Raw genomic sequence first — 9,541 nt, 5'->3', positions numbered from 1 at the left:
GTTATGAGTGTATTATTATTTCCAGGCCAAGGTTCACAATTCAAAGGAATGGGGCAAGAGTTATTTAAATTATTTCCCGATGTTGTTTCTGAAGCAAATCAGATACTTGGTTATGACATAGAGCAAGCAGTATTGAGTGAGGTAATGAATCAAACTTTATATACTCAACCGCTAATTTATTGTATTTCCGTAATGGACTGGCTTGCGAGAAAAAACTATTTAAAAGTGGATATGGTATTAGGGCATAGTTTAGGAGAATATGCGGCATTTTATGTGGCCGGAGTTTTTGATTTTGCCACTGGACTGAGAGTCGTTAAGCGACGTGCAGAATTGATGAATGAAGCTAAAGAAGGCGCCATGGCAGCAATAGTAGGAATGAGCGCGGCTAAAATTGAGGCAATCATTAAAGAAAATCAGCTGTCTTTAGTGATTGCTAATTATAATTCTCCAATGCAAACCGTGGTTTCAGGAACAAAGGAATCAATCGAAACCAGTTCAAAATTATTTGCTGAGGGACGCTTTATTCCCTTAAAGGTTAGCGGCGCATTTCATTCTTTTTTGATGCAAGCTGCTGCTGAAATTTTCTATTCCTATCTCAAACAATTTCAGTTCCACCAACCTCAATATCCCATCATACTCAATGCCACTGCACGAGCACATGTTGATTGTTTCATAGAAATGCCTCGGTTACTCAGTCAACAGTTAGTGAGCCCAGTATTTTGGCATCAAAGCATCGAATATTGCCTGGCTTTAGGGTATTTGGATTTTATTGAACTTGGGCCAGGCAAAGTATTAACTTCATTGATGGATGGGATTCTTAACGATCCAGTAATAACAAGTCCCGTCAACTGATTCCAGAGGATCGGTAATGTGATGTTGCTTACGGTATTCATCTACTGCTCTCTGACACTCAGCAAATCCGCCGTAATCATCAATAATGCAAATGCCATTTTGCGATAGTTTTGGGTATAAAGCGTTGAGTACGTCCAATGTTGATTGATAAAAATCAGCGTCAATACGTAAAAGTGCAATATGTTCAATTTTATCTTTCATTAGGGGCAAGGTATTTTTAAACCATCCAGGCATTAATTTTATTGACTCATCATAAAGATCGTACCGTTTAAATGCTTCGAGGAGATCATGATGGGAAGTAGAAATCAAGGATTCCTTTTTGATATAGGTTAATGAATTGGCCAGGGCAAAAATCTTACTTAAGGTTGTTTTGTCATACTGTTCATTAGGAAAGGCTTCCATAACATAATTAGCTAAACGCTGTTGGGTTTTTTTGGGGAGCAATTTCCTAATTTTTAATAAGCTCTTAAAGCGAATTAATTTAGAATAAGACGTAACAAGTTGGCTGGATTCAGGAAATAGATCAGCTCCCCAAACATTCCGTGAGATTGTGTTTGGATCCTCATAAACATTCAGACATGCTTTTAAATACAATAAAGCACCACCTCGCCAACATCCGGCTTCAACAATATCGCCAATAACATGATTACTTGTGATGTGTTTCATTGACTGTTCTATATTATCTAATCGTTTGGGGCCAATGAGCGTCCTAACTTGTCCATTGGTCATAAATGATTTAAACGCTTGTGTTGATGCAATATTAAATTGCCAATACTCTGGTTGCGATGTGTCTAAAGAGCCTGTAAGTGATTTTTTGATTACGGTTAAATATTTTTCCGCGATTTTATGTTGTAAGTTCATCATAATCCTTAAGGTAAGCTATAAGACAGATAAAAGTCAGGGTCGTTGATTTACAGATTTAGATAAGATTAATTTGTAATTTAGATTTTTTTCATGGGCGCGTTTTATTTTTATTGCTGTAAATACAGCGCCTATTAAACCAAAGACTAATATTGATGGAGATGACGGAATCCCAGTATTTTTTACTAGCAATAATGAAATGAGGGGTGCAAGCCCCGCTGATAAACTTGCCGCTGTGGAGTATAAAACTGATAACACAGTACATCGTAAATTGATAGGAAACATCTCAGAAAGTATTACAGGTACAGTAGCATAATAAGCACCAGCAGGAATGGCAATTAATGCCTGCCCTAATAAAAGTTTATAGATATCATGTTGTGACAAAACATAAAAAAATGGCTTGGAAAGGAATAAGAACCCTATACTTGCAAAGATCACAATTTTTTCTCTATTAATTTTATCTGATAGCTTTCCAACTATAGGAAACACTCCTAGTAAAACAATTAAAGAGAGCATATTCGATAAAATAATTTGGTGATCCTGGAAATGGCCATACAAATGAGCCTGCATAGGACCGTAAATATAAATTTGGAAAGTGGTTGTAACACCTAAACAACTTAAAATGAACACATAAAGTGACTGTATCTTATTTTTTTTGATATAGCTGACTGACTCAGAAAGTAAACTTCTAAACTTAGGTTTGGGTCTGTTCGCATAGTACATTATGTAATCCATGCTCTCAGGAATACATAAACGTATATACAAACCAATTGAAGAACCTAACAATGCAAGTACAAAGGGTACTCGCCAAATAAACCAATCATATTCAGGGTAGTGTTTGGTAAGATAGGAAACGATCAGGGCTATGAATGAAGCGACAAGCATTCCTGACATAGCACCAAAAGAAGCCCAGCTTCCCGAGTAACCTTTTCTAGTCGCTTCTGCATTCTCAACAAGATAAGCAGATGAATTCAGATATTCAGCTCCACATGAGAAACTCTGAATAATTCTCAATGCTAATAAAGTAATAACAGAAAATGTACCTATGGTGCTGCGAGGGGGGATAAATCCGATAAGGGTTGTTGATATCCCCATAGAGAGAATAGAGCCTGCCAGGATGATTTTTCTGCCATAGATATCCGATAATAATCCCATGATCATAGACCCAATGGGTCTAGCCAAGTAACCAGCAAAAAATGTTAAAAAGACGATGAACAAACCCTTAGAAGCATCACCAATTAAGTATTTGGCTATGTAAACTGAAAGTAGACCGCAAATGGCCATATCAAATGATTCAATTAAATTACCTAATGTGCCAGCCAGAATGATTCGGGTTTGATGCTTCATGCGATTATCATCCTTTACTTTGCATTGCTGATAAGGTGGTTAGTGAATCTTGGTCTTCTATTCGATCTAAAAATAAAAATCCATCCAGATGATCAATCTCGTGCTGAAGGATACGTGCCTCAAGGCCCGTGGCTCTTTTTGTAATTTTATTGCCGTCCATATCGAAACCTGAATATTCAATCTCCATTGCTCGTGGTACTTTTCCCATTAATTCACCACAATTCAAACACCCTTCGTAATCAATCTGAATTTCCTCTGATAGTACTTTGAGAGAGGGGTTAATAAGTATAGTATCAGGAATTGGATATTCTGGTTTTCTGCGTTTGGTGTAATTCGTACCAAAAACAATCACTCGTTTACTGATACCTATTTGTGGCGCAGCAACGCCAACAGCACCTTTTTCAGCCATGATATTAATCATGGTTTGTGATAAATCTTTTAGCCAGGAACAGCCAAATTCTGATTCTGCAATTGGCTCAGCAGTTTGTTTTAAAATAGGGTCGCTTTTATCCAGGAGTGTGTTCATAGTTCACCTGATTGTTGATGATTAATTTAAGTTTGGGCTTCGTTGTTATGCAGGACTTATGGTCGGGAAAAGTTAAGTACTCTTGAATTCTCCTTAATGCAAACTTGCCCATGGCTGATAGTTTTTCGCAATGAATGGAGCTTTTATTCTGGATATAGGGATTGATCCGTTTTAATCCAAATGAAAAGATTGCCCGATAAGAATCATATTCAGTAGGAATGGAAATACCCGTAATCAGCCCAGGTTCTATTTGTTTGTATTTATTAATTGCTTCTATACAGCCTATATGAAGCAGTTCGCTCCATAATTTTGGTTGATCTTGGTTGATAAAGCTTAGCTGATAGCAACCATCAAAAAGCCACAGACTTTTCTCAATTAAATTTTGTTCTATAGATGGATTCGAGGACATAAAAAAGATCTGTGCTTCATGATTAATAAGGGCAATAGAAGCATAGTCTGTTTCTACTTGTCCTAGTACATCAGAGAACACTTTACGCATGATGACAAAATGTTCAAAAAGAAATTCTTTGGCTTTAGGGTGAAGCCTTACTTCAACAGCTGTTACATCCATATCTACAAATTTCTTATACAGCATGACTATGCTTTTTTCGTTTTTCTTCGTAGGAAGAAATAGATCCAATGGCCAAGTCAATGATTTTTAGTAAATTATTTTCCGAAGTGTCAATTGAGCGCACTTCTTTTATCAATCCTAACACAAAATCGGCATAGTCGTCATTACTACCATGAGAGATAGGGTATAAATGATGGCTTTGCTTTAAGATGTAATGAAGTAGCGTTTCATCGACTTCATTTTTTTGGGGAGCAGAATGTCCTTCCTCTCCAAAGAGCAACCAACCTGGGTTTACTTGAAGATGGAAAGCCAGTTGTTTCACTTTTTCATAATCTGGCAATGCATCCCCTCTAATGTAACGGCGACAGATCTGTTCAGATGCATCAGTAAACTCAGACAAAGTCTTGATGCAGATGCCATTTGGTGAGCGAGAGGCAGTATGGCCTCTATCTTTGAGCATGTTAATCAATCGCTTTGCAAACGATTGATAGGGTCCATTACTCATAAAATCTTCCTTATATTTGAACGACGTAAAAAAATTATCATATAAAGCGATATCATTCAATATCATATTGTATATTAAGATAAATTTCTTTATTAAACATATTGATAATAAAATTAATATCGTATTAATATTGTTTTCGCCAAATGATACTTAATGTTAATTTGGCAAGAGTTGGATTCATTACATATGTTTTACAGGAGTACTTTTCATGTTTTTCGATCAAAAGGTCGTCATTTACAAAGGGATGATTCAGTATTTATTGGATTCTACAAATTATCCTCTGCATCGTTTAGCTAACTTATCAAACTCTCCAATTGCTTATCTGCAATTGATTTATCACCATAATCGCTTACCTCAAGACAATAATATTGAATTAAATTTACTGAAATTATTCATGTTATTTATTGATATGGAGCAAAAAAGTAAATGGAAAGCTAAATCTTTTCAGGATCTTTAGCCTAAATTGGAGCGTCAGGCATGGAAAAATTTGAAAATAAAATACCGAAACAAATTTTATTTATTACCGATCTGGAAAGGCTTATTGGTCGTAATCGGCTTACATTGAGACGGTGGTGGACGAGTGGAAAATTCCCTGAGCCAGTTAAATTAAACGGGACTACTTTAGCTTGGCATCAAGAAACTATCACTCACTGGATTGATAAAAATATTCGGTTATCACTATAAAAGTCCATAGTTTGATGGATTTTCATAACTACTAAGAAACATATATGAATTAGTTTGTCAGGTGCTTATCAAGTGCCTCTTTTTTAAATACTTAAAATGGAGAGTAATATGGAAAATAAAAAAACTTTATTAATTAAAAAAATTGTTGATAGAAAAAAATTGAAAATAAAAGAAAACTATAAGGAATGTCAAATGTGTCATCCTTGCGGGCTCTTTTTTTAATCTAATTATTTAGGGTCTGTAATCCGTTATAAATAGGCTCCCTTAGTGGAGTCTATTCAAACCAATTTGTAATCGTTTCTTCCCCTAAAACATCATATACAAAAGACAGATATTTGGTTAGATCATCTTCAAATTGTGCATCGTTTATAGGTTCTTCTTTTGTATTTGGCACATGGTGAATATATTCATCAAAATAATTTTTACAGAAAGACATGTAATCCTTTGTGAATAAAAGAAACGTATGCCACATATCATCTATTTCACTCATTTCAGGATATATAGCGCAAGTAAAATTCAATTCCTTATTTTCAGGAGATAATTTCTTTGCGGTTTTATGTCGTTGAGCAATCCAAAAAAATTTTAATAACTCGTTAAAAGCATCTTTGCCCTTTAATTTATTATGAGGGTAATCTTGTTCATATCTGTGGATGACATCTTTGTTCTTATATTTAAGTACTTCTAATAAAGATTCAACAGCCATTTAAATCCTTTTATGTAATTTTTAAGCATAGTGGAGTGATTCAGCAATTCGCATTCTTGAGGCACGACTAGCAGGATAAATCGTTGCGATAAAGCTCATTAATATTGCAGATAAACTAACAATCAATAAATCATTGAGTAATATTTTTGAAGGTAAATAATCAACAAAATAAATATTTGATGATAAAAATTGGTAATGAAGCAGTGACTGTAGTTTATTAACAATGCTAGTAATATTCTTAGCAAGAATTAACCCGCTTATTGATCCTAATAATACACCAATAATTCCTATAGTCATCCCTTGAACAATAAAAATAGATAAAATTTCTGTTGGTGTTGCACCAAGAGTTCGTAAAATAGCGATTTCTGCTTGTTTATCATTTACTATCATTACCAAAGATGAAACCAGATTAAATGCAGCCACCATAATAATTAACAATAAAATGAGAAACATCATATTTTTCTGCATTTTTATTGCTTCAAAAAACTCAGTAAGTTGTTGCGTCCAGTTTCCTACTTGATATTCTGCTCCAAGAAATCTTGATAAATCATCGGATATCTCGGGTGCTTGAAATACATTATTAATTTTTATTTTTATGCCACTAACATCATTTCCTAACTTTAGTAGTTTTTGGGCATCCTTTATATTAATAAAACCAAGCTGTCCATCAAAACCAAATCCTGATCCGGCAGAGAATATTCCTTGCACTATAAATTGTTTAAAAGTAGGAGAGTTCATGTCACTTGTCGGGATCAAAACTGTTATTTTATCTCCCAAAGTTGCTCCTAACTGAGAAGCAATATCGCGACCAAGAATAATACCAAAATTACTTAATTGATCTAAGTTTCCTAATAACATTTGATTTTTTAAGAGAGAAACAGTCTGCTCTTCTTTTGGTAATATACCAGTTAACATAATAGGCGATACTTGTCCTTCATGTGTTACAAGTCCCTTTCCATTCACATAAGGAGAGATTGCATTAATCTCTGGAATATCTCGTATCTTATCAGCTATTTTTTTCCAGTTTTTTATTGTTCCATTCATTCCTGTTATTGTGACTTCAGGAGCCAAAGTAAAATAACGAGTGTGAATTTCCTCATCAAACCCATTCATAACTGAAAGCACAGTTATGAGCACCATTACACCTAAGCTAATACCTAGCATAGAACTTAATGAGATAAAAGAAACAAATCGGCTCTTTTTTTGAGCGCGAATGTAACGTAATCCAATGCAAAAAACTAATGGTTTAAACATGTTTAATATTATTTAATTAAATAAAGTTCGCAGTATATCCTATAAAACTTCAGAGCATCTATTTGAGTTTCGTGTAGCCATAAAGGTATAATTTGTACATTCAATGGATTCCTTAGCGGCTACCTTTAATCCCTAAAGTGTTATAAATAATACTTATCATCTCCTCTCTCCAAAATGACTTTAAAGCCACAGGAGTGGGAGATGTTTAAAAAGTTACTAAGTTTTACATCAGCTTGCTCGCCTGAACGAATTTTTTGAATTACAGTTGGAGAGAGGTCTGCTTTCTCAGCAAGTTTCCTCACAGTCATTTTGCTATTTTTCATCAGCGCTTTGATGATTTCAGATAATAGAAACTCATCATATTCTTTCTCAAATTGCTCACGAAAAAAAGAATCCTGCATTTCTCTTTCAAAAGTAGATAATTGTTTCTCACTCATAATAATCACCTGATTTCACTCTATGGGTATATTCTTCCATAACCTTTAAAGCCTTGGCCCTTTCGGTTACAGGCAACTTATCCTGCTTCTTTCTGAAGGCATTAGTTAGAATAATTTTCTTATCTTCAAAAAAGAAACACAAAAATCTATCCGGTTTAGGTTTGAACGCGTAAATTTTGTCTCCTTCGTGCCTAAACTTGGTCTTATCGTGAATGATACCGGCATCTCCCATTCTCTTTAAAAGCTTTAATAACTGAATACGTTCATCTTTATCTAAAGCATAATAATATTCTTGAGATTGGCTATGCTCCTTTTCATCAAAGTACCATTCAATCGTAAATTTCTCACCTCGATAGGCGATATACTCAATATTTTTATTCATTATAAGTGTACCACTTTAGTTGTACATATTCAAATGGGTGATATAGTTAGTTCTTCTATCAGGTTACTCCATTTATCTAAAGCTTCTTGGCGTTGATGCAGCATTTCGTCTTTATTATAAGTAGCCATGATTTTAGGCATTTTATGCCCAAGACATTTTTCTATAACCACAGGTTCGATTCTTAAAGTTTGTCCTAGCTGAGTAGCAAAAGTACGGCGAAGATCATGTGCTGTCCATTGAGGAATTCCTACACGATTTTGAATGCGTTGAATCGCTTTAGATATCGATTTATCGGCTAGTGGTATGTCATCACTGATACCAGCTAAAACAAAGTTAGATTGGGTGATATTTTTTATTTCCACCAGGAGCTTTTTAGTGAACTCACTGAGATGAATTTTCATATTAAGTCCGATTTTGTTATTTTCCGCAGGAATTATCCAAAGGGATTTCTCGAAATTGAATTCAGACCATTTTGCCAGCCTTAACTCGCCTGTTCTTGCTCCAGTTAGTAAAATAATTTTAATGGCATTTTTAATTTGAATGGAAATTGAGTGATTACCATTGTCTAAAAAAAGCCATAATTTTTTAATTTCATCGAGATCTAGGTTGCGATCACGAGGCTTTTCTAATCCACCTATGTCTCTTGATCGAATGTTTGTGGCTGGATTAATTGCCATCTCGCCTCTACTTACGGCGTAATTAAATGCTTGTTTTAAAGTGCTTAAAACTTTATTCGCATGAACTGGAGAACCTCTTTGCACAATAGTATCCAAAGCTTTTGCTATATCTCTAGGCTGTATTTTTTCAATTTCAAATGTTCCCAGCAGGGGGATAATGTCAGCATCAATTTGTTGTTTAATCTGTTGGGGTTGTTTGCGGTGTTTAATAATATAATTGTTGTACCAATCAGTAGTTAAAGTTTTCACATTATTATTTTTTTTGAGTAATCGTTGTTGAATAATTTCCTCAGGATCTTGATCAGATTGCCTAATCTCCCATAAATCATTAAAAGCTTTTCTGGCTTCAGCAACCCCCATTACTGGAAAATTACCTATGGTGAGCCATTTTTCCTTACCCCCGAATTTATAACGATAGAACCAGGTTTTAGTACCCTTAGGAGATACACGTAAGCAAAAACCATTACCCTCAGTAATATGATATCGATTTTTTTCGGCACTTAGATTAGCTATTTTGTTATGCGTAAATTTTTCCATAATTATGACCTTTGTAACAATTCCAAATTGGCTACACCTTTGGCTACACTTTTTGATTTATTTATATGAAATCAACTTATATCATTTGAACTATGCAAAGGCAATATATCCTTTATTTTAAAGGAATTTTAAGATATATTTGAATATGTTTGAAATTAAATGAAATCGCCTGGAACTAGCATGGGGTGCTAGTGGTCGAAGGTTC

At 34.6% G+C, this 9,541-nt stretch carries 13 protein-coding genes; 3 read left to right on the top strand and 10 right to left on the bottom strand.

The genetic code is table 11. From position 1 onward, the window contains the following. Nucleotides 1-3: 3 nt before the first annotated feature. On the top strand, nt 4-852 hold the full coding sequence (fabD, locus tag Lani_RS16655; protein ID WP_019234886.1) for an ACP S-malonyltransferase: 849 nt from the start codon (nt 4-6) through the stop codon (nt 850-852). Here the strand turns inward: fabD and Lani_RS16650 are convergent. The 5 genes from Lani_RS16650 to Lani_RS16630 are packed head-to-tail and all read right to left on the bottom strand — an operon-like array spanning nt 799 to nt 4,662. Then, a complete protein-coding gene (locus Lani_RS16650; protein ID WP_223499394.1) occupies nt 799-1,716 on the bottom strand; it encodes a TylF/MycF/NovP-related O-methyltransferase in 918 nt (305 codons plus the stop codon). The two genes, fabD and Lani_RS16650, sit on opposite strands and share 54 nt — an antisense overlap. Before the next feature lie 33 nt (nt 1,717-1,749). Next, the gene (locus Lani_RS16645; RefSeq protein WP_019234888.1) at nt 1,750-3,060 is read right to left on the bottom strand and encodes an MFS transporter; all 1,311 of its coding nucleotides are present in this window, start codon (nt 3,058-3,060) and stop codon (nt 1,750-1,752) included. A gap of 7 nt (nt 3,061-3,067) precedes the next feature. Continuing rightward, on the bottom strand, nt 3,068-3,586 hold the full coding sequence (def, locus tag Lani_RS16640; RefSeq protein WP_019234889.1) for a peptide deformylase: 519 nt from the start codon (nt 3,584-3,586) through the stop codon (nt 3,068-3,070). Then, nucleotides 3,567-4,181, bottom strand: a complete 615-nt coding sequence (locus Lani_RS16635; RefSeq protein WP_019234890.1) for a hypothetical protein — start codon at nt 4,179-4,181, stop codon at nt 3,567-3,569. The genes def and Lani_RS16635 overlap by 20 nt, the downstream gene beginning before the upstream one ends. After that, nucleotides 4,171-4,662, bottom strand: a complete 492-nt coding sequence (locus Lani_RS16630) for a hypothetical protein (RefSeq protein ID WP_019234891.1) — start codon at nt 4,660-4,662, stop codon at nt 4,171-4,173. Before Lani_RS16630 ends, Lani_RS16635 begins: the two co-directional genes overlap by 11 nt. 208 nt (nt 4,663-4,870) lie before the next feature. Here Lani_RS16630 and Lani_RS16625 point away from each other — a divergent pair, with 208 nt between their 5' ends. Together Lani_RS16625 and Lani_RS16620 are read left to right on the top strand one after the other, a co-directional pair. Continuing rightward, a complete protein-coding gene (locus Lani_RS16625; protein WP_019234892.1) occupies nt 4,871-5,119 on the top strand; it encodes a hypothetical protein in 249 nt (82 codons plus the stop codon). A 20-nt stretch (nt 5,120-5,139) separates the two neighbouring features. Next, nucleotides 5,140-5,346 (top strand): helix-turn-helix transcriptional regulator, encoded by a 207-nt coding sequence (locus tag Lani_RS16620; protein ID WP_019234893.1) that lies wholly within the window; start codon nt 5,140-5,142, stop codon nt 5,344-5,346. 274 nt (nt 5,347-5,620) lie between these two features. On the opposite strand, the gene Lani_RS16615 is transcribed toward Lani_RS16620, so the two are convergent. The 5 genes from Lani_RS16615 to Lani_RS16595 form a co-directional block, all read right to left on the bottom strand. After that, nucleotides 5,621-6,049: a glycine-rich domain-containing protein gene (locus Lani_RS16615; protein WP_019234895.1), complete on the bottom strand. Its 429-nt coding sequence runs from the start codon at nt 6,047-6,049 to the stop codon at nt 5,621-5,623. 21 nt (nt 6,050-6,070) lie between these two features. Next, nucleotides 6,071-7,303 (bottom strand): lipoprotein-releasing ABC transporter permease subunit, encoded by a 1,233-nt coding sequence (locus Lani_RS16610; RefSeq protein WP_040523163.1) that lies wholly within the window; start codon nt 7,301-7,303, stop codon nt 6,071-6,073. A gap of 140 nt (nt 7,304-7,443) precedes the next feature. Beyond that, a complete protein-coding gene (locus Lani_RS16605) occupies nt 7,444-7,740 on the bottom strand; it encodes a helix-turn-helix domain-containing protein (protein WP_019234897.1) in 297 nt (98 codons plus the stop codon). Then, the gene (locus Lani_RS16600; protein ID WP_019234898.1) at nt 7,733-8,122 is read right to left on the bottom strand and encodes a type II toxin-antitoxin system RelE/ParE family toxin; all 390 of its coding nucleotides are present in this window, start codon (nt 8,120-8,122) and stop codon (nt 7,733-7,735) included. Before Lani_RS16600 ends, Lani_RS16605 begins: the two co-directional genes overlap by 8 nt. A gap of 29 nt (nt 8,123-8,151) precedes the next feature. Then, on the bottom strand, nt 8,152-9,336 hold the full coding sequence (locus Lani_RS16595) for a tyrosine-type recombinase/integrase (RefSeq protein WP_019234899.1): 1,185 nt from the start codon (nt 9,334-9,336) through the stop codon (nt 8,152-8,154). Between the last annotated feature and the right edge of the window lie 205 nt (nt 9,337-9,541).

This window comes from Legionella anisa, assembly GCF_001467525.1.
GTDB classification, from domain to species: Bacteria; Pseudomonadota; Gammaproteobacteria; order Legionellales; family Legionellaceae; genus Legionella; species Legionella anisa.
This window is presented reverse-complemented; position numbering and strand designations above follow the sequence as displayed.

Bases quoted from the DNA above. Each gene is read 5' to 3' on its own strand.
- def (WP_019234889.1), bottom strand. From the start codon at position 3,586: ATGAACACACTCCTGGATAAAAGCGACCCTATTTTAAAACAAACTGCT.
- Lani_RS16630 (WP_019234891.1), bottom strand. From the start codon at position 4,662: ATGAGTAATGGACCCTATCAATCGTTTGCAAAGCGATTGATTAACATG.
- fabD (WP_019234886.1), top strand. From the start codon at position 4: ATGAGTGTATTATTATTTCCAGGCCAAGGTTCACAATTCAAAGGAATG.
- Lani_RS16595 (WP_019234899.1), bottom strand. From the start codon at position 9,336: ATGGAAAAATTTACGCATAACAAAATAGCTAATCTAAGTGCCGAAAAA.
- Lani_RS16635 (WP_019234890.1), bottom strand. From the start codon at position 4,181: ATGCTGTATAAGAAATTTGTAGATATGGATGTAACAGCTGTTGAAGTA.
- Lani_RS16650 (WP_223499394.1), bottom strand. From the start codon at position 1,716: ATGATGAACTTACAACATAAAATCGCGGAAAAATATTTAACCGTAATC.
- Lani_RS16645 (WP_019234888.1), bottom strand. From the start codon at position 3,060: ATGAAGCATCAAACCCGAATCATTCTGGCTGGCACATTAGGTAATTTA.
- Lani_RS16610 (WP_040523163.1), bottom strand. From the start codon at position 7,303: ATGTTTAAACCATTAGTTTTTTGCATTGGATTACGTTACATTCGCGCT.
- Lani_RS16625 (WP_019234892.1), top strand. From the start codon at position 4,871: ATGTTTTTCGATCAAAAGGTCGTCATTTACAAAGGGATGATTCAGTAT.
- Lani_RS16615 (WP_019234895.1), bottom strand. From the start codon at position 6,049: ATGGCTGTTGAATCTTTATTAGAAGTACTTAAATATAAGAACAAAGAT.
- Lani_RS16620 (WP_019234893.1), top strand. From the start codon at position 5,140: ATGGAAAAATTTGAAAATAAAATACCGAAACAAATTTTATTTATTACC.
- Lani_RS16600 (WP_019234898.1), bottom strand. From the start codon at position 8,122: ATGAATAAAAATATTGAGTATATCGCCTATCGAGGTGAGAAATTTACG.
- Lani_RS16605 (WP_019234897.1), bottom strand. From the start codon at position 7,740: ATGAGTGAGAAACAATTATCTACTTTTGAAAGAGAAATGCAGGATTCT.